This window comes from Actinacidiphila cocklensis, assembly GCF_907177275.1.
Classification (GTDB): domain Bacteria; phylum Actinomycetota; class Actinomycetes; order Streptomycetales; family Streptomycetaceae; genus Actinacidiphila; species Actinacidiphila cocklensis.
Genome location: NZ_CAJSLV010000050.1, coordinates 1 through 24,197, shown reverse-complemented (window position 1 = coordinate 24,197; position 24,197 = coordinate 1). Strand labels below are relative to the sequence as shown.

Here is a 24,197-nt window from a genome sequence, read left to right as displayed (position 1 = left end):
CCCCGGAAGAGCACGGAAGGAATCACCCCGCACATGAGCACCCCCACCGCCCTCATCCCCGCCCAGGCCGCCGCCCGCCTCGACGACTACACCGTCATCGACGTGCGCACTCCCGGCGAGTACGCCTCCGGGCACCTTCCCGGCGCCCACAACATCCCCCTCGACCACCTCCACACCGCCCTGCCCATGGTCTGCGCCTCCGGCAACCGCTCCACCACCGCCTGCACCGAACTCGCCGCAGCCGACATCCCCGCCACCACCCTCACCGGCGGCACCACCGCCTGGGCCGGCGAAGGCCACACCCTCCACCGCCCCGACAACGCCACAGCAGTCTGGCCCATGGAACGCCAGGTCCGCCTCGCCGCAGGCACCCTCGTCGTCCTCGGGCTCGCCGCTGGCACCCGCTGGCGCTCCGCCCGCTGGCTCGCCGCAGCCATCGGAGGCGGCCTGATCTTCTCCGCCGCCACCAACACCTGCGGCATAGCCGCCGCCCTCGCCAAACTCCCCCACAACCAGCCCCGCACCACCGACCTCCACACCACGCTCCGAGCCCTACAGGACTGATACGGCCGCTGCGGGAGCGGGCCGCTGTACCCGTAGCGCGTGTCCGAAGTTCAACACGCTCAACTTGACAGAGAAGTCGTCGCTTACCGCCTCGCGCATCGCGTCCAGGTTCAGCACCTGCGAGGCGGGCCAGGTCGCGGCCAGCGTGCTCTTCCCGGCGCCCGATGCGCCGATCAGGACCACGAGGCAGGTCTCCGGCAGGTCCGGGTAGGTCAGCGGATTCATTCGGGATCTTGCGGGTCAAGGGCGCGGGCAGCCCAGATCAGGCGCTGCCCGGCGTTGTCGGTGAGCAGGGCGGCGGCCTCGTGCAGCGGGCAGGAGGCGTCGCCGTCGCGGTTCGGCTCGAGCTGTTCGGCTCGCTGCGCGGCGACGGTGAGCAGCTGCGCGAGGGCTGCGATGAACCCGCCGGGCGGGTCGGTGTCCTCGATGAGCTCACGCAGGATCGCCGCGAGCTCGGGGCCGTCGACGTCATCGGCGCCCAGGCCGTCCTCGATCTGCTGCAGCGCCAAGGAGGCGATGCCGGCCGAGGCGCGCACACGTTCCAGGCGGGTACGGGAGCGGCCGGTCACCGCGTCCCGGCCTTGCTGGTGGCGATGAGGGCGGCAACGGTCTCCCAGCCGTGGTGCCAGGAGTTGTCGAGGTGGAACGCGCCGTTCATCCCGTGCGAGGCCAGCGAGTAGAAGTTGGTTTTGCCGGTCTTGGCGGCGAGCTTCTCCAGCAAGCCGTGGCCCGGCACGCGCCGGTCCGCGGCGTAGTGGGTGCCAAACGACACCGCCAACGCGGCCGCCGCCGCAGCGGGGTGCACCCGGATGCCGAGCGCGCGGGCGCCAGCCCCGGCCACGACCGCCTGCGTGGCGGTGTAGGTCAGGCAGTTCCCTCGGGTTTCAGGAGGTGTCGTGCACTGTCGCGTCACCCTGGGCGGTGAACCTGTGGCCGACAGTTCCTGAACCGGTGTCGCGGACGTCGCAGTTGTTGCTGAGATGCGCCCGTGATGGAGAACAGGAAAGTGCGGTTGCGGCCGTTCGTGGTGCGGATGCCGTCGGGTGACCGGTACTGGACGGTGCTGGGCCAAGACGAGCTCGCGCCGATTGCCGAGGTGGATGAGTTCCTGCGGCACGTGCGGTTCGGCCGGGACCAGGCCGAGTCGACGACCGCGACGTACGCAGCCGCGATAAAGCTGTTCCTGACCTGGTGTGCCCGGTCAGGTCTCTACTGGCGGGAGTGCGTAGGTCGTCTCGGGTCGTTCATGTTCTGGCTGCGGTACGCCCGGCTGGATGGGGATCCGGTGGTCCCTGGCCCGGGGCAACAGCCGGTTCGAGGCCCCCGCCGGGTGAACACGATCCTGGCCGGGGTGCGGGAGTTCTTGAAGCATCAGGTCGCCGTGGGCAACGCTCCGGTGGCGGTGCTGGGCATGCTCTACGAAGTTGCTGATGATCGTGACCTTCCTGTCGAGGTTCGTGGTGAGGCGAGTGGGCCCCGCTACTACGCCCGGGCTCGGCATCGGGCCGCGGTCCCGGATGGGCGATCTCCTTCGCCAAAGTCATCGGTCGTATCGGCAGGGCCAGGTCGATCCGGTACAGCCACGCGAAGCGTGCCCCGCCGCGGCACTCGATCCGCCCGACGGGCTCCTGGCCGCCGGGGCGCAAAGCGCGCGAGTTCCGGGAATCCTGTGCGTGCGGACGCCGGAACCCGCTCACTGTCGCGCCGAACTGTCCCTCCGACGCGTAGGTTCGGTGCGCAAGTCGACCGTCTCGGCGGGCGTTGACTCGCCTCAGGACACGACGACCCTCCGACCTGGGCGTGTCAGTGGCGGCGCATATGGTCGCTGCATGGTTGATCAGGATTGGGCCGGGGTGCGGAAGCGGATCGTGGATCTGAGCGCGCTCCCGGCGAGCCAGAAGGTGTTTGGGACACTCGGTCATCGGTGGACGCTCGAGGATCCGCTTGGCGAGGACGAGATCGTCGAGTTGGAAGGCCAGATAGGCGTGCGGCTGCCTTCGGAGTACCGGGACTTCCTCGCGATGGTCGCCGCCGGGGGCGCGGGGCCGTCCTATGGCGTCTTTCCCGTGCGACGCATTCAGGGCCGCTGGCGCTGGGAGGGCGACGGCGCCGACCTGGCCGATCTGTCTAAGCTCGCCGAACCGTTCCCCGACAAGGGCCCGGACCCAGAGGTCCTCGAACGGCTGCTGGCCGAGCGTCCCGAAGAGGAGGACTTCGAGGAAATCGAGGACTTCGACACCGCCATCGAGGCGTGGGATGAACGATGGGAAGCCGTCATGTTCGCCCCCGAGCGCACCGCCGGCGCCATCGTGATCTGCCACCACGGCTGTGCTCAGCGCGACTGGCTGGTCCTCAGCGGCTCCCACTGCGGCACTATGTGGTCCGATCCCCGAGCAGACGACGCGGATCTTGAGCCCCTCGTCGACGCGGAGGGCAAGCCCGTCACCTTCAACGGCTGGTTCACCGAATGGCTGGACAAGGCCGAGCACGATGTCCGGCAGTCCTCCGTAGGCTCCTGAATCACGCATTCGGGCCGTGGCAGTGGCAGTGCTTCTGGGTGATCACGCGAGCAGTGTCGAGCTCTGTCCGCTGCGCTATCAGTTCGCCGCGGTCCGGGGCGGCTCCTACGACGACAACTGGCTGGTCATTGGTGGGTCAGTGGCCACTCCCCAGGGCAGTTGGTCCTTTGCTGATCCATGTCTGCTGGCTCATGAAGCCCGCCAGGTGTCCGCGTGGCTGCGGGCGGTGGCCGCCGGGACGGTGGCGGTGACGGGGCCCGATGCCGAAGGCTGGCTGTCCCCGGACACATGGTTCGTCGAACGGGTCCTTGCCGTGAGCCTCGCTGATCGAACCGACAGCGGGGCAGTGATTGGTGTTCACCTTTCCCTCGAGGCGGGGCCCCCATGGCAGCAGGGAGATGACGGGGCGGACATCTACCAGTACTTCGTGGAGCTGCAGATGGACACCGCAGCACTGCTTCACGAGGCTGACCGATGGGACCTTGCTCTGAACTCCTTCCCAGCTCGCTGATCAGCGCAGGGTCTTGCCTGTGCGCTCAGGATGGGCGGCGTGGACGTACCTGACCGCCGTGACCTCGCTGATCCCGAACAGTCTGATCAGGTGGAGCGGATCTGCGGTGGGGGCCTTCGCCCTGATGGGTGGACATGCTGATACTGGATCTGCTTGATCCGGAGGAAGCGAGAACACCGCCGATGGCGATGAAGGACTACTCGGACGAGTTCAAGGCCGATGCCGTGGCCTTGTACGAGTCCACGCACGGGGCGACGTACAAGGACATCGCCGCTGACCTGGGCATCAACAGGGCGACGCTGCGTGAGTGGGTGCTGCGGGACCGCGAACGCGGCGGCATCGCGCCCGTGGACGCCCGGCGGGGCGGGACGACGCAGGCCAGGGCAGGGAACCCGGCTGCGTCCGCCGATCCGGACGAGCGGATCCGGCAACTGGAGGCCCGGGTGGCCGAGCTTCAGGCGAGCGAGCGGAAGCTGGCAACCGAGCGGGACATCCTGCGCAAGGCGGCCAAGTACTTCGCCGGCGAGACGAACTGGTGAGGAGCCGTAACGAAATAACTGCCTGGTTCAGCACAACTTCGCCCGGAGTCATGGTAGATGGGCTGTCGTGGCGATTGCGGATGAAGTCCTGGCGGTGCTGGACGTGAAGTTCGCGGCGTTGCTGCCGCATCTGGACGAGCGACAGCGCCGCCTCTATCTCGCCTGCGAGGCCGAGGCTCTGGGACATGGCGGGATCGCGGCCGTGGCCAGGCTGGCGGAGGTGTCGGAGTCGACCGTCGCCCGGGGATGCGACGAGCTCGCGGGCGGGGCGGAGGTGCTGGGACGGGTGCGCCGCCCCGGAGGCGGGCGCAAGTCCGCCGCGGAGCGCGATCCCGGTCTGGTGGCGGCGCTGGAGTCACTGATCGAGCCGCACGAGGTGGGCGACCCGGTCTCGCCGCTGCGCTGGACCACCGCGTCGCTGCGTGACCTGGCCAGGGCGCTGACCGAGGCGGGCCATCCGGTCAGCGCCCCGGTGGTGGGCGACCTGCGCGGGCTGGGCTTCAGCCTGCAGGGTATGGCCAAGACCCGGGCCGGCAGCCACGTGCCCGACCGCGACGTTCAGTTCCGGCACATCAACACCACGGTCGAACGCTTCCTGGAGCAGGGACTTCCGGTGGTGAGCGTGGACGCGAAGAAGAAGGAACCGATCGGCGACTTCGCCCGCCAGGGCCGCTCCTGGCGTCGCAAAGGCGAGCCGATCACCGCCCCGGACCACGACTTCCTTGACCCTGACACCCCGATCGCCATCCCCTACGGTGTCTACGACCTGGGACGCGACACCGGCTGGGTCAACGTGGGCACCGACCGCAACACCGCCGCCTTCGCCGTGGAGTCACTGCGCCGCTGGTGGAACCACCAAGGACGCCTCGACTACCCCGACGCCACCCGCCTGCTGGTCACCGCTGACTCCGGAGGAGCCAACTCAGCGGACTCCCACCTGTTCAAGAACGACCTGGCCGCCTTCGCCGACGAGTCCGGGCTGACCATCACCGTCCTGCACTTTCCGCCCGCGACCTCGAAATGGAACAAGGTCGAACACCGGCTGTTCTCCCGGATCACTCATAGCCTGCGCGGCAGGCCGCTGACCAGCTACGAAGTGCTGCTCCAGACCATCTCGGCCACCCGCACCAGCACCGGGCTGACCGTCCAGGCCGTCCTCGACGAGAACGAGTACCCCACCGGCCGGACACTGACCAAGGCCGAACGAGCGGCGATCCTTCAGCGCGTCAAACGCGATGACTTCCACGGCGAGTGGAACTACACCATCTCCCCGCCCGACCCTGCGCAAACACCACCAGCCGAGCCGGAACTGGCGAAGGCACCCCCGATCCCGGCCGAGGCCACCTTCCTGCTCACCCACCCCGCGCTGACCGGCATGTCCCGCGAGCAGTTCGACCGGCTAGGAGCGTGGGTCGGTAACGGGCAAGCGGCCAGCTGACCGTGATCGATGGGACTGGTCGCGGTCGCCCCGCCGGCACCTGTGAGGCGGCAGTTGGGTCCTGCCCGTCAGGTGTCCGGTCGGTAGGGCCCGTGACGGGGCCGGGAGGCGGCTGGTCAGCCGGCCAGGGCGGCGAGTCCAGTGGTTCCGGCGTGTCGGAAGATCTTGCGGAGGTTGTGGCAGGCGGCGAGCAGTCGCCACTCGCCGCGGGCGCCGTCTTCGCCCGTAGGAGGAGTTGGCGGCCGTTGTGGCAGGTCATGATCTGGCCGAAGACGGGTTCGACGATGGCCTTGCGTCGGCGGTAGGCGGCCTTGCCGGGCTTGGTCCGCAGCTTGCGGGCCATGCGTTCCTTCAGGGTGGGGTTGATGGGGATGCGCCCGCGGGGTGCGGGCGGGACCTGTTCGCCGTGGGCCAGGCGTCCGGTGGCCATGAACGTGTCGGTACCGCACGACAGTTGGCGCCCTTTCGCGGACTCAAGGTTGGTCTCGGAGCAGTAGCCGGCGTCGACGTCGACGAGGGCCTGCTTGGGGTGGACACCGGTGTTCGCCGCGGACTGGTCGAGCATCGTGGTGTAGTTCAGCGCGTCCGACGCGTTCGTCGTCACGTCGGCGGCGGTGATGACCTGGTGTTCCTCGTCCACGACGGCTTGGGCGTTGTAGGCCTGGATGTAGGCGCCGTCGCTGTTCTTCATGATCCGCGAGTCGGGGTCGGTGAAGTTGGCCTGCGTCTTGGGCTTGGGCCGGGCCTTCGCGGCGGCCGTGTCGCCGGCGTCGGTCACGGCCTGCTCGTGGGCGGTCCCGACCCGCTTCTGGCGTCGGCGTTCCTTGTCCTCGGCGTGGCGGCGGGCCTTGTCGGCGGCCTCGGCCTCGATCTGCGCGCGGGCGGCCTGCAGCTTGGCCAGGCGCTTTTCGCGCCGATCGAGTTCGGCGGGCAGGTCGGTGTCCTTGCCGTCGATGCCGAACCTCTGGTCCTCGGCGGTGTCGGTGGCCTCGGCGTTGGCCAGCAGAGCAGCGGCCTGGGCTTCCAGGTCGGCGATCTCGGCCTCGATCTTCTCCTCCTTGTCGACCAGGCGGCCGTAGCTCATCGCCTTGTGCTTGGAGGCGTTGGCCTCCAGCTTCGTGCCGTCCAGGGCGACGCGGCCCATCTTGACCATGCCGAGTCTGGTCGCCAGGTGTAGCGACTGGGTGAACAGGTCGGCGAGGGCGTCGAGATGGCGGCGGCGGAACCGCGAGATGGAGCGGCAGCCCGGGGCCTGGTCGGCGGCCAGGTATCGCAACGCGATGTCGTCGGCGCACTTGCGCTCGATCGCCCGTGAGGAGCGGACGCCGGTGGTGTAGCCGTAGATCAGCAGACGCAGCATCAGCCGCGGGTCGTAGGGCGGGTAGCCTCGCTTCTCGGTGTAGTCGGCCAGGACCGGCCCCAGGTCCAGCACTTCGTCCACCAGGTCGGCGACGAACCGGGCCAGGTGGTCCTGGGGCAGCCAGTCGTCCAGTGACGGCGGCAGCAGCAGAACCTGGTGCGGGTCGAACGCCCTGAACCGCTTGTCCACCGCCACCGGACGGCCCTGTGGCTGCCTCTTCCCGGCCGGCTCGACCTCGAACAGCCCATCCCCACCACGCATACCGCCATCATCCAGCACGAATGATCACGAAACGCAGGCGGGTGTCGGCGTGCTCGCCAAGGTGCTCGGCCAGGTACGTGGGAAAGGTGCCCACAGGGAGGTGGGCGTGGAGGCTGAGGGCAAGGCCCGGCCGTCGGCGGCTCAAGGAACGATGATGACCTTGCCTCGGATCCGGCCGGCCTCGCTGAGGCGGTGGATGGCGCCGAGGTCGGCCAGTGGGCGTGACTCGCTGATGTCGATGGCGACCACGCCAGCGTCGATGAGCTCCACCAGTGCCGCCAGATGCTCCACATCATTGCGGGCGACCATGTGCATCGCAGTCACCCCGGCATCAGCAGGCGGCTCGATCGGGGTGGCGATCGAGACGATCCGCCCGGCCGGCCGCACCAGCGGCGCCAGAACCGCGGCGTCCGGCGGGCTCAGCGGAACCAGGTTGAGCAGCGTGTCCACCGGGCCGTCGAGCGCGGCAACCACCGGCGTGGCGGTGTAGTCGATCACTTGGTCCGCCCCCTGCCCCAGGACCGCCTCGGCGCTGCGGGCGCCGGCCGTGGCGATCACCTCGGCTCCCGCGTACTTGGCGAGTTGCGTCACGAAGCCACCGACGCCTCCGCCCGCACCGTTGACCAGTACCCGCTGACCGGCGGCTACCTTCCCGTGCTCGAACACCGCCTGCCACGCCGTGAGACCGGCCACGGGAAGGGCCGCAGCGTTCGCAAGAGGGATGGAGGCGGGAGCCGCGACCAGCGTGGCCACGGGCGCCCGGACGTACTCGGCGGCCGCACCCGCGCTGTCGAGCCGCCCGATGACCCGGTCGCCGACGGTGAACCCTTCCGCACCCGCGCCGATCTCGGCGACAGTGCCGGCGACGTCCCAGCCGAGCGTGTAGGGCAGGTCCAAGGGAAAGAACGCCCGCAGCAGTCCGCCCCGCAATGCGGCCTCGGTGGGGTTGAACGAGGTCGCGGCGACACGGATGAGCACTTCACCTGATGCAGGCTGAGGGCGCGGAACGTCGTCGTAGCGGATCACAGACGCGTCGCCGTAGTCGTGGATACGTGCGGCTTTCATCTTCATGCCGCGAATCTACGACCTCACAGGGAGACGATCCATGCGGCAGAGTGCCCAGTTCATATGCGTACGTCTCGCCCGCGTAGTCTCACCGTATGGATGTGCTCAGTGACGTCATCGCGGTGATGCGGACCGGACGGCCTCGGTCGGCGCACGTGCGGTGGCATGCCCCGTGGGGGCAGGAGTTCGCCTCCGTACCGGGGTCGGCGGGCTTTCAGGTGATCCTGCAAGGCTCCTGCTGGCTACTCACTCCAGACGCAGAGCCCGTCCCGCTGGGCGTGGGCGACGTGGTGTTCCTGCCTCACGGCAGTGGCCACACCCTGGCCGACAGCCCCAAAACCCTGGTAACGGCCCCCGCCTGCGGCCCCGACGACCCCCGATTGTCCGAGCCCTACGCGTCGGACAGCGTCGACCGGACCGGAGACGGCGGTCCGGTCACCGTCGTGCTCTGCGGGACCTACCAGCTCGACCCGTCCCGCACCCACCCGCTGCTGCGCGACCTGCCTGACCGGATCCACCTCCCCGCGCACCCGGATCGCCACCCGGAACTGCGCTCGGCCGTAGAGCTACTGGCCGCCGAACTGGAGCACCCGGGCCTGGGCACGGACGCGGCCGTCCCCGCGCTCCTGGACACGCTGCTGCTGTACATCCTGCGCATCTGGTTCAACGAACAGCCCGCCCGGGGCAACACCACCGGCTGGGCCGCCGCGCTCAACGACCCGCCGGTCACCGCCGCCCTCCACGCCATCCACCGGGCCCCGGCGGCACCGTGGACAGTGGCGAAACTCGCCGCGGAAGCGGGGCTTTCCCGTGCACCGTTCGCCAGGCGCTTCGCCACACTGATCGGCCAACCACCCCTCAGCTACCTGACCTGGTGGCGGATGACCACGGCCGCGCGCCTGCTGCGGGCATCGGATGCACCATTGAAATCCGTCGCCACCCAGGTGGGCTACGCCTCCGAGTTCGCCTTCGCCAACGCGTTCAAGCGCACGCACGGGACAGCCCCTGGCACGTTCAGACGGCGGAGCTGAATCCAGTGCAGGCATCCTGGGCACGCTCAGCTGTACGTGACTGGGCACATCCCGATGCACTCCGACAGCGGGTAGCCGGTTACTGAGACACGCTCCTAGTGGAGGAGCTTGAGCCCTGCCGCCGGATCCTGGCCGAAGCCGAGCGTGAGAAGAGGAAGGGCGTCAACCGGCGCGGGTACAACCCCGGCTTCGGCTTCCTCGACCATCGCCACCGTGTCCTGGCCGCTGTCCTGAACCGCCGCAACACCGTCACGCTCACGCTGACGGCCCGGCTACTCGGCCGAGACCGCAACACCCTGAGCTACCACGCCCATCGGACCATGCCGCTGCTGGCTTTCGCCGCCCCTGACATCGCCGCCGCCCTCGCCCGGCCCCGGCTGACCCACCCACCCCGCTCAATCGAGGCCCTCCAGAGCGTGATCGCCGACCACGAGAGCAGCATCAATCCAGGCAGTAATTGAAATACGGCTCCTCACCAGTTCGTCTCGCCGGCGAAATACTTGGCCGCGTTGCGCAGGATGTCCCGCTCGGTTGCCAGCTTCCGCTCGCTCGCCTCAAGCTCGGCCACCCGGGCCTCCAGTTGCCGGATCCGCTCGTCCGGATCGGCGGACGCAGCCGGGTTCCCTGCCCTGGCCTGCGTCGTCCCGCCCCGCCGGGCGTCCACGGGCGCGATGCCGCCGCGTTCGCGGTCCCGCAGCACCCACTCACGCAGCGTCGCCCTGTTGATGCCCAGGTCAGCGGCGATGTCCTTGTACGTCGCCCCGTGCGTGGACTCGTACAAGGCCACGGCATCGGCCTTGAACTCGTCCGAGTAGTCCTTCATCGCCATCGGCGGTGTTCTCGCTTCCTCCGGATCAAGCAGATCCAGTATCAGCATGTCCACCCATCAGGGCGAAGGCCCCCACTCGGCGAACGTGTCGCCCGATTCCTCCGGCTCGGTGAACTCACCAGCATGGACATTCCACCCCAGCCGACCGATCCCGACCGGTCACAGCTGGTGAGCTTCTCCTTCTTGCGCCAATAGGCGCGCTTTGATCGGCAGGAGCACGGGGAGCCTGGCGCTGCCGCCCCGTCACGGCTGATCACCTTGTGTTCATGCGCCAGACGCGGCGACTTTCGTCTCTGGGCCTAGTCTTTACGCCCACCGGCCTCATATCCGAGCCGGGAGCCAAGACGGAGGTAGCAGTGATCCCAAGAAAGTCCCTTCTCGGAGGCGCCGCCCTGATGCTCGCAGCGGGAATCAGCACGCTCGCTCCTGCCGCCGACGCCCAAGCGGCGACTGCGACCTACTGGCACTTCGAGAACAAATACATTGGAAAGTGCCTGACAAGTGGACTGTTCGGCAGCCCGACAGCCAGCGTATACATGGCGCCCTGCGATAATTCCAGCTTCTTCCAGCAGTGGGACTGGCGAGGTGCGGACGGGTTGACCAACCAACTGCAGAACCGGAACACCGGCCAATGCCTTGAGGTAGACACAAAACACGCGGCCGGCAACGCCGTCTTCGCAGCGTCCTGCACGTGGAAGGACTCACAGCGCTGGGCCTTTACCGCCGTGCAGTCGGACGACGGGCTTAAGGGTTACCTTACCGATGCCGAGCTGGGCGTCGATATGGTATATCTGGTCCTGGACAATGACGATAATGTTCGAGGGGACATATTTGACGCGCTCACCTCACCGAGTTACACGTCGTGGGTGGGCTGGCACTCCTGAGAGGGCGTTTGATCTAGGCGTATTGCCGTGTATGACCTAGTAGGTTCCTCGCCAGGTTGGCGTGGTCTCGTCCGTTATGCGCTTGGTGAGGTTGTCGATCGAGGCGATGTAGATCATGGCTGTGGAGCTGGCGGGCAGGGTCTCGTAGTCGCGGGTGAGACGTCGGCGCATCATGATCCAGCCCAGGCTTCGTTCGACCACCCAGCGTCTTTTGACGATGTGGAAGCCGCGAAGTTCGGGGTTTCTTTTGACGACTTCGACGTCGATTCCGAGGTTGGCTCCATGCTCGATGACGGCGTTCTTGAAGCCGGTGTCAACCCAGCTCTTGGTGATGGTCGGGTAGGTATTCTTGGCTTGGTCGAGGAGTTGGATTCCTACGGCGTTCTCGGACAGCCATTGAAAGAGCGTTTCGTCCCGGCAGGGCCGTTTGATAACTCGGGCGGCAGGGCGGCTTCAGGTAGTCGTGCGTGTATGACGATCGGGTCGTGCGGACCCGTAAGCTCTTCAGCTGCGTACGGGATCGCCGGCAGCGACAAGGAGGGGCGCCGGGAATGGGCAGTGTCGGAACAGCACGGCTGCTGATCAGCAATGGCGGTGAGGCCGCGCTGGAGCTGACCGTGGAGCCCTGGGCGGAGACGCACCAGATGCTCCCAAAGCAGACGTGGGCCGTTGTCACCCACTCGCCTGCAGCGCATGGTTCATGGTCCGGAACTCTGCGTGGGGACGAACCATTCCAGGTCGACCATCGGCCCGAATCGGTCACGGTGTGGGTCGACGGCAACTGCTTCCTGTGACACGAAGGAGAACGCGATCGACTCTGCGGACTGGCAGTGCCCTGCTCAGGGCACTGCCTCCTGACTCAGGAGTCGCGCCGGTTCGGCGTGGATTCGTGGGTGAGTCTGCGGCTCATGAGGTCGATCATCGCTATGTTGATCATGGCTTCGGAGCGGTGGGGGTGGGTCTCGTAGTCGCGGGCGAGGCGGCGGTGGTGCATGAGCCAGCCGGTTGGGTCGGCCGCGCGGCGAGGTGTCTGCTGGGCAGGTCCTTTCCGCGCGGCCTCCCGCCGAACCGGACGTGATGGTTTCCCATCATCCGGCTCTGAGCGAGGGCAAGCAGCTCCTGTCGGCCAGCGCTCAACCGGCGCCACCGGCTGCCTATCGCACGGCGACGTTCACGCAGACGGGCGGTGAGGAAGTGAAGATGCGAGCTGGACAGGTCCAGCCCAGACGGGTAAACAAACACGTGAAGCCTCTGGCAGCGCGGGTGATATTGGTCGTGAACCCATCCACCAGGGGCTTCACTCGGCTGTCACGCCAACTGCCGCACCCACGCAGCAGGCTCAGTGTAACTTCCATGATCGTCAGCTGCACCGAAGGCCTTGCAGTCCCCAAGGTCCAGCAGTTGCCCGGGGTCTCTGTCATATGCCAACATCCACACCTGGTGAGAGACACTCACACGAACACAAGGGGTGGGGCGTTGAGGAAGAAGATGCTGGGGCGGCTGCTCGCCGTGACGGTCGCCGCGATCACGGCGACCACGGTGAGCATGGGAACCGCAGGCGCAGAGGACGGTTGGATACCGACGAACGACGTGTTGTACCCGTTGGACGGGAAGCGCATTCAGAACTTGCACTCAAACCTATGCCTGATCCCTTACGGGGGCAGTGACACCCCGGGTGCGAATATCGTTCAGTTTGACTGCAACGGCAGCAACTACGAGAAGTGGTTCCTCTGGCAGGACGAGATCGTCAATGTGGGCAGTGGCTTGTGCCTGACGCCGGAGGGCGGTTGGTCCGGCAACAACGTCAAGATCACGCAGTGGGACTGCGCCACCAATATGTCGCAGCTCACGAGGTATCAGCACCCGTGGCTGGATGATCACGGATACAACTTCAACTGGCAGGAGGTTCTCTTGGGCACTGGCTATTGCCTGACAGTGGAGGGCGCCTGGACGACGCGAGAGGCCCAGATCACCCAGTACGACTGCGACAACGAGAGCCCTGCCCAGTACTGGCACGCTATCAACGACTGACGGCACCCGCCACCGTCCCTGCGAGGCTCTGCGGCGTAGCAAGGTGGGTGAGTGGCCGGCCTGGGGCCGCCTTCCGGACACCCTTTCTGGACTGTCGGCGAGCTCGCGGGCTGAGCACGTCGCCAGATTGCGTCCCCGTTCATCAACCGAGCGGGGCCGCGTCTTCAGCCTGCCGTCTGTGCCCGCCAGCTGCGGCTATGGCGGTCTGGCGAGCGACATCGCTCGGAGATCAGCAGCAACGGCGGCAACGCGAACACACCGTGTACGGATTGCCGTCCACGCAGGCTGATGCCCGTGGCGACCTATACGAGCTGTTTGAGCTGCTCTGAGTTTGGTGGAGTCCCTGATGCCAGGGTTACGATCCTGGCGAAGGAGAACCACCAGTACCATGCCAGCACCCCGTAAGTACCCCGATGAAGTCCGTGAGCGTGCGATCCGTGAGGTCCGCGCGACCGGCCGCCCGATCGCGCACGTCGCGAAGGATCTGGGCATCCACAAGGAGGCCCTGCGCGGCTGGGTCCGCCAGGCCGAGGCCGACCGCGGTGAGCGTGACGACCGGCTGACCACCACCGAGCAGCACGAGCTCAGGCAACTCCGCCGGGAGAATGCCGAGTTGAGGCGGGCGAATGAGATTCTCAAGGCAGCCTCGGTGTTTTTTGCTCAGGAGATCGATCGTCCCCGGACGAGGCCGAGCACGTGATCGACCACCTGCGCGACAGAGGCCTCGGGGTCGATCCCGTCTGCCGGGTTCTTGAGCTGTCGCCATCGACGTACTTCGCCCGCAAGAAGCGGCCGAAGTCGGCCCGCCGGCTGCGCGACGAACAGCTCATGCCGCTGATCGAGCAGGTCCACGAGGATTCGGGCGGCACGTATGGGGCCCGCCGGATCACCCGCGCGCTCGGGCGCAAGGGCCACGAGGTGGCCCGCTGCACCGTCGAGCGGCTGATGGCCGAGCTGGGTCTGGAGGGCGTGATCCGCGGCCGGCGGCGCCGCACGACAGTCCCGGAGCCTTCCGCCCCCCCGGCCGCCGGACCTGGTCGACCGCGACTTCACCGCGAGCCGCCCGGACCAGCTGTGGGTCGCCGACATGACTTATGTCCGCACATGGTCGGGCTGGGCATACGTGGCGTTCGTCCTGGACGTGTACTCCCGGATGATCGTCGGCTGGCAGGTCGCGAACCACATGCGGACCGAACTTCCGCTGGACGCACTGGAGATGGCCCTGTGGAGGCGGAGGACCAAGAAGGACTCCGGCCTCGTCCATCACAGCGACAGGGGTTCGCAATACGTATCAATTCGGTATACCGACCGGCTCGCCGAAATCGGCGCCTGCGCCTCCGTCGGGTCCGTCGCTGACAGCTACGTCTGTCAGTCTTTTCGCACCGTATCCCGCAAGGATCGGGTAGCCCCGGCCGAGACGGTCTGACTCTTGCTTATGACTGACCCCACGGGTGTCCTGGCGTTGATCTGTCGACCGCCCAGCCGGGCACGCAGCAAGCGCTGCCGCTGGACGGACGTGACCGATAGGAGCCTGGAGCCGACTCGCCAAAGGGTCCCCGTGACAGTCCTGTCCGTCCGACCGGCGACAGCGTGAACCCCACGCTACCGACCGGAAGGAACACCGTGCAGCACAGCGAGCAACCCAGGTCCGGCCACGTCGTGATCGGCGTCGACACGCACAAGCACGTGCACGTCGCAGCCGTGATGAACACCATCGGCGGAATCCTGGCCACCCTCACGATTCCCACCGACACCGGCGGCTTCCAGCAACTGACGGACTGGGCAGACTCGTTCGGCACCGTCCTAGCGTTCGGGATTGAGGGCACCGGCTCCTACGGCGCCACGCTCACCTCGTTCCTGCGCAGAGCCGGCCACAAGGTGGTCGAGGCCGGCCGGCCCGACCGGCGGCTGCGGCGCATGAACGGCAAGTCCGACACCCTGGACGCCGAGAACGCCGCCCGCGCCGTGCTGGCCGGGTTCGCCACCGCCACGCCGAAGACCGCCGACGGCGAGGCCGAGATGATCCGCCAGTTCAAGATCGCCCACGACCAGGCCGTCGAACAACGCGCATCGGCGATGGTCACGATGAAGGCGATGCTCGTCCACGCTCCCGACGCCCTGCGCCGGGAGAACGCCGGCAAGACCCAGATCACCCTGGCACGGCACCTGGCAGCTCTGCGTCCCCGCCGCCTGGAAGAACCCGAGGACGCGCTTCGCCACACCCTGCGAACCCTCGCCAAGCGGTGGCAGTACCTGGACGCCGAGGCCAAGGAGCTGACGAAGATGATCGGCGACCTGGTCCAGCGGGTCGCCCCGCAACTGCTCGAGCCCTTCGGTATCGGCGTCCGCCGCGGAAATCCTCGTCGTGACCGGCGACAACCCCGAGCGGATCAAGTCCGAGGCCGCTCTTGCCAAACTCGCGGGCATCGCTCCCGTGCCTACCGGCTCCGGCATGACCGGCGGCAGGCATCGCATCAACCACGGCGGTCACCGCCAGCTCAACGCGGCGATCTACCGAACCGTCATCGTCCGCATGCGATTCCACCAGCCCACGATCGACTACGTCGCACGCCGCACGGCCGAAGGCAAGACGAAACGCGAGATCATCCGATGCCTCAAGCGCTACGTCATACGCGAGGTCTACCACCTGCTCCGCCCCGCCCCACAGACGGCCTCCGCAGCCAGTTGACAACTATAGGAGCGTCAACGCCCTGATGGAATCCACGATCGGCCTGTTCAAGACCGAGCTGATCAAGCCCCGCCGACCCTGGCGAACCCTGTCCGACGTCGAACTGGCCACCGCCCAATGGGTCGACTGGTACAACTACCACCGCCTGCACGGTGAAATAGGCCACATCCCGCCCGCAGAATACGAAGCCAACTACCACCTGACCGATAAGAAACCCCAGGTCACAGTCAAGATCTAGAGTCTCCACCAGAACCGGAGCGGTTCACTCACTCTCACGGCCTTGGCTTGATCAACAGCGTCTCGCCAACGCACATGATCACACCAAGGCCGCGCCGTTGCCTCACCGGCACTCGTGGACTTGCCCAACCCAACGGACCCACGCCATCATTTCCCGACATAGGGAGTTGGTTCTGACATGGTCTCGTGGGCTGCGCTCGCGGGCAGTGCCTCCATTGGCGGGCTCTCCGCCCGTTCCTGGGTGCAGGTGGCACGCTACTGGGGCGATCCCGCGGCGCACCCGTCGCCGACGGTCCTGGCCCGGTTCACCGGACCTGCGGCCCAGCGCCGGCTCACACAGGGTTCCCTGCTCAATTCCGTTTGCCTGAGCGGTGTGACGCTGTTGCTGCTGGGGGGTGCGTGGCTGCCCCAGCACGGTGGTGCCGGCACGCAGAATCCGGTCGCGTTCGCCGTGGCCCTTGGGGGACTTGTGGTCTTCCTCAGCGGATGTCTGGGCCAGATCTCGCTGGTATTCCTGGGCAGACCTCGCTTCGTCCTGCCGAAGCACGCCCGGGACGATAACGGAGACATGGCCGGTCGCCCGCCCGGCCGGGAAAGCGGCTCGTCCCCTGGACGAGGAGCCGACGCGGCGTCGGCATTGCTGCCAGTTGAACATGAGGGCAAGGCCGAGATCCTGGTGTTCCGCGACGAGGCGGACACCTACGCGCAACTGCGCCGCTACAAGGTCTACGTGGACGGCAAGCGCGTGGGAAGCCTCCGGCGGGGGGAGCACTGTGTGACATTCGTGGCCCCCGGCGCGCACATCGTCCAGGTCAAGATCTCTTGGTGCACGAGCCCGGTATCCCGCGTCGACGTGGCCCCCGGCGACCGGCTGAGGTTCCTCTGCCGCGCCCGGTCCGGCGTGGCGACCGAGCCCACCGCGGTGTACCGGCTCCGGCACGATTTCCTGGTGCTGTGCGCCGTGTGACAGGGATTCCGCCATCCGGCCCCGTGAAACGGGGCAGACGGTCGGGTGGCCCGGGGGATCTCACCCCCGGGCTCCCACAGAACGGAGCGTGACAGGGAGCCTTTTCCATCATCAGTCTGAGCTGGTCAGATGCAGGGCGAGGATGGCTTGGACGAGGGCGGTGACTCGGGTGGTGGAGCACCGTAGTTTGCGGAGGAGGCGCCAGGACTTCAGCGTGGCCATTGCTTGCTCGACGAGAGCGCGGATCTTCGCATGGGACCGATTGACGGCCTTCTGGCCTGGGGAAAGGGTTTCTCATCGTCCCCAGTACGGGATGCGGACTCGGCCGCCGGCGCCTCGGTATCCCTTGTCGGCCCAGCATGGGACGTCGGCCTGTGCGAGGGCGTCGAGGATGCCGTGTTCGCGGGCTGCGCGGATGTCGTGGACGGCTCCGGGTAGCGCGGGTGAGGCCCACAGCAGCCGGCCGAAGGGATCGGTGAGGACCTGCACGTTCATGCCGTGCTTCTTGTGCTTGCCGGAGTAGAAAGGCCGGTCCGCGGCGATGCGGTCGATGGGCAGGAGTGTGCCGTCAAGGAGCACGAATGCTTTCGTTGACGCGGTACGAATGGCGTCGGCCAGGGTGGGGGCCAGGCCGGCCAGGAGGTCGACGCCCTCGGCGACGTAGCGGTACGCGGTCGTGATTCCGACGCGAACCCGGCGGCGAGTTGGGCGTAGGTGTGTCCCATGCGCAGGTGTGCGAGCACGAGCAGGGCCTGGCGGCCGGCCGTCAGCCGCCTCCAGCGGGACCCGATCGCACGGTGGTGCCGCCGCAACTGCCCGGAGAGGAAGCGGAGAGTGGAGCTGGACACGTCGATGCCAGACGGGTAGACAAGCATGCGAAGCCTCTGGTGGAGATGGCTCTCTTGGTCGAAAACCCATCTACCAGGGGCTTGTGTGCCACGAACGCGTGAGATCGGGCGTGGTAGCGGCCAGTTGAGCATGGTGCTGCACGGGAGATGAAGGATGTTTGGCCCTTCGGAGCCGCCTTTCGGGAGGAGGCTTCAAACCGCCCTCCGTTGCGTTAGCTGAGGACTGTCGTGGTGAGCAGGAGGGAAAAGGCGTCCAAGAGGCGTCAGGTGGGGATCAAGAAGGCGTTGCATCGAAAGCCTCGCGAGGGGTTCGCCGCGGAAGCGTCGTTAGGTATGAAGTGGCATCGAAACCGGGTCTTTAAGCTCAACCCGGGATGAGTCTGGCGGGTGCCCGAGTATTGGCCAGGTGGTGTCCGGCGCAGAGGTGGCGCGATCTTGATCTGCCGCTCTCGTGTGGAACGTGGGATGGCGTGTCCCGACACAGCCCAAGTCCTGAAAAGGAGCTGGGCGAGAGGGGGTTCCCCAAGCGTCTGAAACGCGAGGGGGTGAGTACCGTCGCGGGACGCGCCGGCGGACCGGCTCGTAGTAGTGATGATCCTCCTGCTTGATGCGGTGGGGCGGGGAGCGAAGGGGCCGGCTTGACCGTGGTTCGTTGATGAGATCAACCGGGCGCTGCGGCGGCCGGGAGGAGTCGCGTGGACGAGCAGTGACCAGCAGGCAAGCCGTTCAACATTTCCAAACAGGAGGTCTGGGACGCTTATCAGAAGGTGCGGGCCAACAAGGGAGCGGCGGGAGTGGACGGCTGCTCGATCGAGGACTTCGAGAAGGATCTGAAGGGCAACCTCTACAAGATCTGGAACCGGATGTCCTCTGGCAGCTACTTCCCTCCTCCCGTGCTGGCGGTGGAGATCCCGAAATCCCATGGCGACGGCATTCGAGTTCTGGGGGTGCAGGGCTTGATCAAGTTCCGGAGTCGTGTCGGTGGGTCAGGCAGTGACCGGTTGGGGGCATAGCAGAGCAGGCACGGGGTTCGTGATCATTGGGGTGTCGAAGCTCAACGATCATGAGGTGGCCCGTGCCTGCCGCTGCATCTTCCCCTATTCCCGCGGTGCTGGTGAAGCTGGGCCCGCTGGACGCGGACCGGGTCGCTGACCTGCGCCCTTACCTGGACCTGGTGCCCGATCCGCGTGGGCGGCGGGGCCGCTGGTACTCGCTGACCGCCATTCTGCTGGTGTGCGCGTGCGCGGCCGTCTCGGGAGCGAGAAGCGTTGACGAGATCGCCGAGTGGGCGCAACGCGCCTCGGACGCACTGCTGGCGGCGGTTGGTGTCCGCCGTCATCTGTTGCGGTGGCGGCGGGCTCCCTCGCGGGCCACGATCGGGCGGGTACTGGGGACTGTCGACGGTGACGCCCTGGACCGGGCCGTGGGCGCTTGCCTCGCCGGCCGCCATGTGGTTGCCGCGGGGACCGCGTCCGGGCGGCGCGTGATCGCCGTCGACGGCAAGGCGCTGAAGGGCTCCGCCCGTCTCACCGCCACCCGCAGGCACCTGCTCTCCGCGGTCACCCACCACCGCGCGGTGACCCTTGCCCAGGCGGAGGTCGGCGCGAAGACGAACGAGACCGCGTACTTCCGGCCGCTGCTCGAGCCGCTGGACCTGGCCGGAGCCCTCGTCACCTTCGACGCCCTGCACTCGGTCCGGGCGAACGTCACTTGGCTGGTCGAGACCAAGAAGGCCCACTACGTCGCGGTGATCAAGGCAAATCAGCCGAGCGCACACCGGCAGCTCGCCGCCCTGCCCTGGCGGGACATCGCCGTCCAGCACACCTCCTCCTCCTCCTCCACCGGCCACGGTCGCCGCGAGTCCCGCTCGATCAAGACCTGCGGCATCGCGGACGAGCTCGGCGGGATCGCCTTCCCCCATGGCCGCCTGGCCATCCGGGTGCACCGCCGCCGCAAGCAGACCGGCCGCCGCGAGAGTCGTGAGACGGTCTACGCCGTCACCAGCCTCGACGCCCACGAGACCCGTCCGGTCGAACTCGCCGCCGCGGTCCGCGGCCACTGGACAATCGAAGCCCTGCACCACGTCAGAGACGTGACCTTCGCCGAGGGCGCATCCACCGTCCACAACGGCACCGCACCCCGCGCCATGGCCACCCTCCGCAACCTCGCCGTCGGCCCGCTCAAGACCCTCGGAGCCGACAACATCGCCAAGACCACCCGCGCGATCCGTGACCAACCCGAACGAGCACTCCCGTTCCTGGGCATCACCAACAAGACGGGAACCGCGGGAACTTGATCAAGCCCTGCTGGACACCCGGCTCCCGTTTCGGTGGCGCGGCCGAAGCACATTCCGAGAGTTACTTGCCGACCGTTCGCCGGTTGAGCCCAGTCTCTCTCGCGATCTCTCGCAGGCTCATCGCGCCGGACTCGTACAGCGGACGAAACCGCCGCAACTCCAACCAGCGATGCGGATCCAAGACCACCGTCAGCCGCCTCCCTGCTGCCCCGAACCGACAGCAACAGGCTCGCGGCCTGCACCCCCACACCGCACCCGAAACGGTGCACCTTCATCCGTACGAGGCGGTGCACGTTCGCTTGTACGCCGACACCTGGACGCCGATGACGTCCAGCAGTCGCAGCCGCTCGGCGGTCTCGCTGCCCTCCGCCGCGCTGAAGGCCATGATCCGCAGGTCGGTGCCGAGCGCCGCGAGGATGTCGCAGTCGAGGGTGAGCTCAGCGACGCTCGCGTGCCGGACCGTCTTGGTCAGGGACTCGTGCACACCTACCACGCCGGAATCCCACAGCGCCGCGAAGTCACTGCTCCGGGTACGGAGCTCATCGGTCAGTGCGGCCAGTCCGGCGTCCTTCGGATAGCGGGCCGACGCCGCTCGCAGGTCGGACACGAAGGCCGCGCGGTGACCTGTCTTCCGGCTCACCGCCTGGGGGTATCCGGCGGGCGGTGTGACGAAGGACCACCACACCGCATTCCTCCCGAAGCCGCGTGACGGTGGCGGGTCACCGAACAGTGCCGCCCACAACGGGTTCCACGTGATGAGGTTCCAGGCGGCGTCGTACACACTCAGCGGTGTGCCGGTCAGTCGATCGAGCAGGCGCTGGACGCCTGCCGGCACATGATCGGAAACCTGCCCGGCGCTCGGCACCGCCTGACCGGCGAGCACGAAAAGGTGCTCACGCTCCGCCGTCGTCAGCCGCAACGCCCGAGACAACGCGGACAGTACGTGCGGGGACGGATTCGTCGACCTGCCCTGTTCGAGCCGCACGATGTAGTCGACGGACAAGCCGGCGAGCTGGGCGAGTTCCTCACGCCGCAGGCCTGGCGCGCGCCGGCCTCCGTCGTTTGGCAGGCCGACCTCGGCCGGTTTCGTGCGATCCCGCCAGGCGTGCAACGCCCTGCCGAGATCCGTGGTTCCGGTCATCTCCCGAGTATCGCCGATCGGCCGCGTCCCGTCGTGGTACTGCGGGTCCACCGGCTGCGGCGGGTACTGGTCGATGCCCGCGGATCCGTGGACGGTGGATGTACCGGCTGACGGCCGGTGGCCGGTGGGGACCCACCCGCCGATCTGCGTCGAAGGAGCACGTTCATGAAGTACCGCAACCTCGGGCGGACCGGGATCAAGGTCAGCCCCTACGGTCTCGGCACGCTGATGTTCGCCAGCCAGATGGGCAACGACCCGGACGAGTCGGTCCGCATCATCCACAAGGCGATCGACGCCGGGATCAACCTCATCGACACCGCCGACCGCTACGCCGACTCGGAGGACATCGTCGGAAGGGCACTGAAGGGCCGCCGCGACGAGGTGGTCCTGGCCACCAAGGTCGGCCTGCCTATGGGCGAGGGCCCCAACCAGAAGGGCGCCTCCCGCCGCTGGATAACCACCGCCGTCGAGAACTCCCTGCGCCGGCTCGGCACCGACCACATCGACGTCTACCAGCTTCAACGGCCCGACCCGGACACCGACCTGGAGGAGACCCTGTCCGTCCTGACCGACCTCGTCAGGGCCGGCAAGGTGCGCGCCATCGGCTCGTCGACCACGCCCGCCTCGATGATCGTCCAGGCTCAGTGGGTTGCCGAACGCGCCGGGCTGCAGCGGTTCCGCACCGAGCAGCCCCCGTACTCGATCCTGAACCGTGGCATCGAACGGGAGGTCCTGCCGCTCGCGCAGGAGCACGGCATGGGCGTCATGGTGTGGGGCCCGTTCGGCCAGGGCCTGCTGACCGGCCGGGTGCGCAAGGGCGGTGACAACGACCTCAAGCGCGTCCAGTTCTCCCGTCACCTGTCCGACGAGCGCCGCATCGGCGTCGTCGAACAGCTCGTCCCGCCCGCGAAGGAGGCCGGCCTGCCCATGACCCACCTGGCCATGGCCTTCACCATCGCCCACCCGGGCGTCAGCGCCGCGCTCCTCGGCCCGCGCACCATGGAACACCTCGACGACCTTCTGGCCGGGGCCGACGTCGAGCTGTCCGACGACCTCCTCGACCGGATCGACGAGATCGTCCCGCCGGGCACCGACGTCACCGCGCTCGACCAGGAATACCGGCCCCCGGCCTTGCTCGAGACCGCTCTCCGGCGTCGTCCCGCCGGGCTCCGGTCGGCGGCCTGAACCCCAGGGGCCCGGCAGCAGTGGGCCCGGGGACGTGGCCCGGTCCCTGGCACACCGCGGGCAGGCGCACGCACGCCGACAAAACCGTCCCCGAGTTCAGGAAGGACGCTGTCGCGCTCTACCGCGCCGCGACCGGGAAGCGGACGTGTGCGGTGGTTGCCGCGGGTCTCGGTATCACCGCGGAGTCGCTTCGGACCTGGGTGTGCAAGGACGAGGCCCAGGCCGAGCCCGAGGACCGCGATGGCAGCGTGAGCGCGGCGGAGGAGCTGGCCCGGCTGCGGGCGGAGAACGCCCGGCTGCTCAAGGCCGAGCAGGAGTGGCAGCTGGAGCGCGAGATCCAGCGCCGGGCAGCGGCCTATTTCGCCCGAGAGGTGAAGTGAGCCCCTGCCGCTGGGACTTCGTCTCCCAGAACTGCGCTGACTTCGGCGTGCAGCGGATCTGCTGGGTGCTCGGGGTGTCCCGCGCTGGCTACTACCGGCATCTGGCCAAGGGGCAGGCCCGCGCCGAGCGCCGGGCCGAGGAGAAGGGGACCATGAGGGAGATCCGCGCCATCCATGCCGAACGCCAGGGGCGTATGGGGCTCCGCGCGTCCATGCTGAGCTGCGTGCGAGGGGGCGGAGGATCAACCGCAAACGCGTCACCCGGCTGATGCGGATCAACCACATCGTGGGCCGGCACCTGCGGAAGTAGAAGGCGACGACGATCGCGGACAGGACCGCGCCGCCCGCGCCGGGCCTGGATGAGCACAGGTACCCCTCTGGCCCCAGGCACGAAGGCTGAACTCGCACGACCGCCCCCTGATACAGGGAACTGGCGTCCGGGTTCGACGTACTTCGGCTGCGGGATTCCGGGAACACGCGCACTTGAACCGCTCCGGTTCTGGTGGAGACTCTAGATCTTGACTGTGACCTGGGGTTTCTTGTCGGTCAGGTGGTAGTTGGCTTCGTATTCTGCGGGCGGGATGTGGCCTATTTCACCGTGCAGGCGGTGGTCGTTGTACCAGTCGACCCATTCGGCGGTGGCCAGTTCGACGTCGGACAGGGTTCGCCAGGGTCGGCGGGGCTTGATCAGCTCGGTCTTGAACAGGCCGATCGTGGATTCCATCAGGGCGTTGTCGTATGCGGGCGACCTGGTGGCCCTGCCGGCGCAGGTGGTGCCAGATCTTGCGAGCCCCGTAGACGCCGCAGTTGGCCTCGAACACCTCCTGGACCAGGACTTTCAGTCCCGCGTCGCGCACCGCCCGGGCCGAGGGCGGGCGTGCCTTGGCGGCGTAGTAGGTGGAGGGGGCGATCTTTACGCCGTGCTCGGTGAGCACGGTGCAGATCGGCTCGACGCCGCCGAAGCGGTCCCGGTGCTCGTCGATGAACGTCACGAGCGAAGATGTGGCCGGTCGAGCTCGGCCGCGAAGAAAGCCGACTTAGATTCAACCGGTCAAGGCAACACTCTCGGCTGGTGTGCGGAATCCGAGGCACTTGCGCGGACGGTTGTTCAGCTTGGTCGCGATGGCGTCAAGGTCGTCCTGGCTGAAGGTCGACAGGTTGGTGCCTTTTGGGCAAGGCCGTGAAGTTAGGGGCTGATCGGTGTTGTCGTCAGGATGGCGATGGTGAGGGTGGCCTTGTAGGTGCGCCGGTCGATCTTGAGGCTTTTGTATGCGTATCGGGATAGTGGGCGTTTGACGGCGCGGGGGCTGATGCGGAGGCGGTGGGCGGGCATGAGGTGGTTCAGGACTGCTCGTCCGATGGTGCCGACAAGGTCGATGGTGGTGCCGGCGATGATGCCGTTGGCCTGGATGACCTGGTCGC

Annotated in this window: 21 protein-coding genes and 13 pseudogenes; 21 read left to right on the top strand and 13 right to left on the bottom strand. The window is 67.6% G+C overall.

Annotated elements, in window-relative coordinates:
* Window positions 1-33: 33 nt before the first annotated feature.
* Window positions 34-564 (top strand): rhodanese-like domain-containing protein, encoded by a 531-nt coding sequence (locus NFU81_RS13860; RefSeq protein WP_251489434.1) that lies wholly within the window; start codon window positions 34-36, stop codon window positions 562-564.
* 75 nt (window positions 565-639) lie between these two features.
* Here the strand turns inward: NFU81_RS13860 and NFU81_RS13855 are convergent.
* From NFU81_RS13855 to NFU81_RS13845, 3 genes and pseudogenes are all read right to left on the bottom strand, one after another.
* Window positions 640-789 (bottom strand): annotated as a pseudogene (locus NFU81_RS13855) (AAA family ATPase); the annotation flags it as partial.
* A complete protein-coding gene (locus tag NFU81_RS13850) occupies window positions 786-1,133 on the bottom strand; it encodes a hypothetical protein (protein ID WP_251489432.1) in 348 nt (115 codons plus the stop codon). The gene NFU81_RS13850 and the pseudogene NFU81_RS13855, both read right to left, overlap by 4 nt.
* The gene (locus tag NFU81_RS13845) at window positions 1,130-1,405 is read right to left on the bottom strand and encodes a hypothetical protein (RefSeq protein ID WP_251489430.1); all 276 of its coding nucleotides are present in this window, start codon (window positions 1,403-1,405) and stop codon (window positions 1,130-1,132) included. The genes NFU81_RS13850 and NFU81_RS13845 overlap by 4 nt, the downstream gene beginning before the upstream one ends.
* 988 nt (window positions 1,406-2,393) lie before the next feature.
* Between NFU81_RS13845 and NFU81_RS13840 the strand changes: the two genes are divergently transcribed.
* From NFU81_RS13840 to NFU81_RS13825, 4 genes and pseudogenes are all read left to right on the top strand, one after another.
* Complete coding sequence (locus NFU81_RS13840) at window positions 2,394-3,083, top strand: SMI1/KNR4 family protein (RefSeq protein WP_251489428.1); 690 nt, start codon at window positions 2,394-2,396, stop codon at window positions 3,081-3,083.
* Window positions 3,084-3,111: 28 nt separating this feature from the next.
* Entirely contained in the window at window positions 3,112-3,594 is a 483-nt protein-coding gene (locus tag NFU81_RS13835; protein WP_422665203.1) for a WapI family immunity protein, read from the top strand.
* A gap of 134 nt (window positions 3,595-3,728) precedes the next feature.
* Window positions 3,729-4,133, top strand: a complete 405-nt coding sequence (locus NFU81_RS13830; protein WP_251489424.1) for a transposase — start codon at window positions 3,729-3,731, stop codon at window positions 4,131-4,133.
* Window positions 4,134-4,200: 67 nt separating this feature from the next.
* Window positions 4,201-5,535 (top strand): annotated as a pseudogene (locus NFU81_RS13825) (ISAzo13 family transposase); the annotation flags it as partial.
* A gap of 152 nt (window positions 5,536-5,687) precedes the next feature.
* Here NFU81_RS13825 and NFU81_RS13820 read toward each other — a convergent pair.
* Window positions 5,688-7,120: pseudogene (locus NFU81_RS13820) on the bottom strand (IS1182 family transposase).
* A 213-nt stretch (window positions 7,121-7,333) separates the two neighbouring features.
* Window positions 7,334-8,263 (bottom strand): NADP-dependent oxidoreductase, encoded by a 930-nt coding sequence (locus NFU81_RS13815; protein WP_251489422.1) that lies wholly within the window; start codon window positions 8,261-8,263, stop codon window positions 7,334-7,336.
* Between the two features lie 89 nt (window positions 8,264-8,352).
* Here NFU81_RS13815 and NFU81_RS13810 point away from each other — a divergent pair, with 89 nt between their 5' ends.
* Complete coding sequence (locus NFU81_RS13810) at window positions 8,353-9,288, top strand: AraC family transcriptional regulator (protein ID WP_251489420.1); 936 nt, start codon at window positions 8,353-8,355, stop codon at window positions 9,286-9,288.
* Window positions 9,289-9,383: 95 nt separating this feature from the next.
* Window positions 9,384-9,749: pseudogene (locus NFU81_RS13805) on the top strand (ISAzo13 family transposase); the annotation flags it as partial.
* Between the two features lie 11 nt (window positions 9,750-9,760).
* Here NFU81_RS13805 and NFU81_RS13800 read toward each other — a convergent pair.
* Window positions 9,761-10,165: a transposase gene (locus NFU81_RS13800; RefSeq protein ID WP_251489415.1), complete on the bottom strand. Its 405-nt coding sequence runs from the start codon at window positions 10,163-10,165 to the stop codon at window positions 9,761-9,763.
* 218 nt (window positions 10,166-10,383) lie between these two features.
* Between NFU81_RS13800 and NFU81_RS13795 the strand changes: the two genes are divergently transcribed.
* Window positions 10,384-11,001, top strand: a complete 618-nt coding sequence (locus tag NFU81_RS13795; protein WP_251489414.1) for an RICIN domain-containing protein — start codon at window positions 10,384-10,386, stop codon at window positions 10,999-11,001.
* Between the two features lie 36 nt (window positions 11,002-11,037).
* Here NFU81_RS13795 and NFU81_RS13790 read toward each other — a convergent pair.
* Window positions 11,038-11,394, bottom strand: a pseudogene (locus NFU81_RS13790) (transposase); the annotation flags it as partial.
* Between the two features lie 158 nt (window positions 11,395-11,552).
* Between NFU81_RS13790 and NFU81_RS13785 the strand changes: the two are divergent.
* Window positions 11,553-11,795: a hypothetical protein gene (locus tag NFU81_RS13785; protein ID WP_251489412.1), complete on the top strand. Its 243-nt coding sequence runs from the start codon at window positions 11,553-11,555 to the stop codon at window positions 11,793-11,795.
* A gap of 65 nt (window positions 11,796-11,860) precedes the next feature.
* On the opposite strand, the pseudogene NFU81_RS13780 reads toward NFU81_RS13785, so the two are convergent.
* Window positions 11,861-12,004, bottom strand: a pseudogene (locus tag NFU81_RS13780) (IS5 family transposase); the annotation flags it as partial.
* An 89-nt stretch (window positions 12,005-12,093) separates the two neighbouring features.
* Window positions 12,094-12,243: pseudogene (locus tag NFU81_RS13775) on the bottom strand (IS5/IS1182 family transposase); the annotation flags it as partial.
* 234 nt (window positions 12,244-12,477) lie between these two features.
* On the opposite strand from NFU81_RS13775, the gene NFU81_RS13770 reads away from it, so the two are divergent.
* The 7 genes and pseudogenes from NFU81_RS13770 to NFU81_RS13740 all read left to right on the top strand — a co-directional run bounded on the left by NFU81_RS13770 (window position 12,478) and on the right by NFU81_RS13740 (window position 16,925).
* The gene (locus tag NFU81_RS13770) at window positions 12,478-13,032 is read left to right on the top strand and encodes an RICIN domain-containing protein (protein WP_251489410.1); all 555 of its coding nucleotides are present in this window, start codon (window positions 12,478-12,480) and stop codon (window positions 13,030-13,032) included.
* A 388-nt stretch (window positions 13,033-13,420) separates the two neighbouring features.
* Window positions 13,421-13,732: a transposase gene (locus NFU81_RS13765; RefSeq protein WP_251489408.1), complete on the top strand. Its 312-nt coding sequence runs from the start codon at window positions 13,421-13,423 to the stop codon at window positions 13,730-13,732.
* A 128-nt stretch (window positions 13,733-13,860) separates the two neighbouring features.
* A pseudogene (locus tag NFU81_RS41280) lies at window positions 13,861-13,959 on the top strand (IS3 family transposase); the annotation flags it as partial.
* A gap of 160 nt (window positions 13,960-14,119) precedes the next feature.
* A complete protein-coding gene (locus NFU81_RS13755; RefSeq protein WP_251489404.1) occupies window positions 14,120-14,458 on the top strand; it encodes a DDE-type integrase/transposase/recombinase in 339 nt (112 codons plus the stop codon).
* 164 nt (window positions 14,459-14,622) lie between these two features.
* Window positions 14,623-15,747, top strand: coding sequence for an IS110 family transposase (locus NFU81_RS13750; protein ID WP_422665199.1), 1,125 nt, complete (start codon window positions 14,623-14,625; stop codon window positions 15,745-15,747).
* Window positions 15,738-15,959: pseudogene (locus tag NFU81_RS13745) on the top strand (integrase core domain-containing protein); the annotation flags it as partial. The gene NFU81_RS13750 and the pseudogene NFU81_RS13745, both read left to right, overlap by 10 nt.
* Window positions 15,960-16,136: 177 nt before the next feature.
* Window positions 16,137-16,925 carry a DUF2846 domain-containing protein gene (locus tag NFU81_RS13740; protein WP_251489402.1) on the top strand — a complete coding sequence of 263 codons (789 nt, stop codon included), beginning with the start codon at window positions 16,137-16,139 and terminating at the stop codon, window positions 16,923-16,925.
* A 111-nt stretch (window positions 16,926-17,036) separates the two neighbouring features.
* Here NFU81_RS13740 and NFU81_RS13735 read toward each other — a convergent pair.
* Window positions 17,037-17,800, bottom strand: a pseudogene (locus NFU81_RS13735) (transposase family protein).
* Window positions 17,801-18,567: 767 nt separating this feature from the next.
* Here NFU81_RS13735 and NFU81_RS13730 point away from each other — a divergent pair.
* Window positions 18,568-18,786 (top strand): hypothetical protein, encoded by a 219-nt coding sequence (locus NFU81_RS13730; protein ID WP_251489400.1) that lies wholly within the window; start codon window positions 18,568-18,570, stop codon window positions 18,784-18,786.
* 95 nt (window positions 18,787-18,881) lie between these two features.
* Entirely contained in the window at window positions 18,882-20,069 is a 1,188-nt protein-coding gene (locus NFU81_RS13725) for an ISAs1 family transposase (RefSeq protein ID WP_251489398.1), read from the top strand.
* Between the two features lie 271 nt (window positions 20,070-20,340).
* On the opposite strand, the gene NFU81_RS13720 is transcribed toward NFU81_RS13725, so the two are convergent.
* Window positions 20,341-21,210, bottom strand: a complete 870-nt coding sequence (locus NFU81_RS13720) for a helix-turn-helix domain-containing protein (protein WP_251489396.1) — start codon at window positions 21,208-21,210, stop codon at window positions 20,341-20,343.
* 165 nt (window positions 21,211-21,375) lie between these two features.
* Between NFU81_RS13720 and NFU81_RS13715 the strand changes: the two genes are divergently transcribed.
* Both NFU81_RS13715 and NFU81_RS13710 read left to right on the top strand, forming a co-directional pair.
* Window positions 21,376-22,395 carry an aldo/keto reductase gene (locus NFU81_RS13715; RefSeq protein WP_251489394.1) on the top strand — a complete coding sequence of 340 codons (1,020 nt, stop codon included), beginning with the start codon at window positions 21,376-21,378 and terminating at the stop codon, window positions 22,393-22,395.
* Window positions 22,396-22,487: 92 nt separating this feature from the next.
* Window positions 22,488-23,082, top strand: a pseudogene (locus tag NFU81_RS13710) (IS3 family transposase); the annotation flags it as partial.
* A gap of 204 nt (window positions 23,083-23,286) precedes the next feature.
* Here NFU81_RS13710 and NFU81_RS13705 read toward each other — a convergent pair.
* Window positions 23,287-23,529 (bottom strand): annotated as a pseudogene (locus tag NFU81_RS13705) (integrase core domain-containing protein); the annotation flags it as partial.
* 166 nt (window positions 23,530-23,695) lie between these two features.
* On the opposite strand from NFU81_RS13705, the gene NFU81_RS41275 reads away from it, so the two are divergent.
* A complete protein-coding gene (locus NFU81_RS41275; protein ID WP_422665204.1) occupies window positions 23,696-23,959 on the top strand; it encodes a hypothetical protein in 264 nt (87 codons plus the stop codon).
* A 2-nt stretch (window positions 23,960-23,961) separates the two neighbouring features.
* Here the strand turns inward: NFU81_RS41275 and NFU81_RS13695 are convergent.
* Window positions 23,962-24,197: pseudogene (locus NFU81_RS13695) on the bottom strand (IS4 family transposase); the annotation flags it as partial.

Excerpts from the sequence above, each read along its gene's own strand:
- NFU81_RS13860 (WP_251489434.1), top strand. The coding sequence starts at position 34 with ATGAGCACCCCCACCGCCCTCATCCCCGCCCAGGCCGCCGCCCGCCTC.
- NFU81_RS13740 (WP_251489402.1), top strand. The coding sequence starts at position 16,137 with ATGGTCTCGTGGGCTGCGCTCGCGGGCAGTGCCTCCATTGGCGGGCTC.
- NFU81_RS13795 (WP_251489414.1), top strand. The coding sequence starts at position 10,384 with ATGCGCCAGACGCGGCGACTTTCGTCTCTGGGCCTAGTCTTTACGCCC.
- NFU81_RS13830 (WP_251489424.1), top strand. The coding sequence starts at position 3,729 with ATGCTGATACTGGATCTGCTTGATCCGGAGGAAGCGAGAACACCGCCG.
- NFU81_RS13840 (WP_251489428.1), top strand. The coding sequence starts at position 2,394 with ATGGTTGATCAGGATTGGGCCGGGGTGCGGAAGCGGATCGTGGATCTG.
- NFU81_RS13765 (WP_251489408.1), top strand. The coding sequence starts at position 13,421 with ATGCCAGCACCCCGTAAGTACCCCGATGAAGTCCGTGAGCGTGCGATC.
- NFU81_RS13815 (WP_251489422.1), bottom strand. The coding sequence starts at position 8,263 with ATGAAGATGAAAGCCGCACGTATCCACGACTACGGCGACGCGTCTGTG.
- NFU81_RS13785 (WP_251489412.1), top strand. The coding sequence starts at position 11,553 with ATGGGCAGTGTCGGAACAGCACGGCTGCTGATCAGCAATGGCGGTGAG.
- NFU81_RS13810 (WP_251489420.1), top strand. The coding sequence starts at position 8,353 with ATGGATGTGCTCAGTGACGTCATCGCGGTGATGCGGACCGGACGGCCT.
- NFU81_RS13715 (WP_251489394.1), top strand. The coding sequence starts at position 21,376 with ATGAAGTACCGCAACCTCGGGCGGACCGGGATCAAGGTCAGCCCCTAC.
- NFU81_RS13800 (WP_251489415.1), bottom strand. The coding sequence starts at position 10,165 with ATGCTGATACTGGATCTGCTTGATCCGGAGGAAGCGAGAACACCGCCG.
- NFU81_RS13720 (WP_251489396.1), bottom strand. The coding sequence starts at position 21,210 with ATGACCGGAACCACGGATCTCGGCAGGGCGTTGCACGCCTGGCGGGAT.
- NFU81_RS13755 (WP_251489404.1), top strand. The coding sequence starts at position 14,120 with ATGACTTATGTCCGCACATGGTCGGGCTGGGCATACGTGGCGTTCGTC.